This window comes from Peribacillus sp. SIMBA_075, assembly GCF_046534585.1.
In genome coordinates, this window is sequence record NZ_JAWRYN010001448.1 from 1 (window position 1) to 242 (window position 242).

1 protein-coding gene is annotated in these 242 nt (G+C 50.0%); it reads right to left on the reverse strand.

Annotation, left to right across the window (positions count from 1 at the left end; all coding sequences use genetic code 11):
* Positions 1-38: 38 nt before the first annotated feature.
* On the reverse strand, positions 39-242 hold a 204-nt coding region (locus SB775_RS33165; RefSeq protein WP_410865541.1), incomplete at its 5' end, for a hypothetical protein.

Here is a 242-nt window from a genome sequence, read left to right on the forward strand (position 1 = left end):
TGGGCAAAAAGTGGAGGAATCCGTGGGCATATTTAGCATCAGCCGTGGGTTGGGAACAGCAAAGCTGCCTGTTCGTTTGTTCTGCTTTCCCGAAATAACGGTTTATCAGATGAATCATCATCAGACAAATTGAAGAAGCCCTTGCTGTTGCTACGAGGCAACGACAAGGGCTTTTTGCGTAACGAGAGACTACCGGCGGGCTGCCGGCTTGATGTCTGCTGGAATCGGGCAGACATATGTAG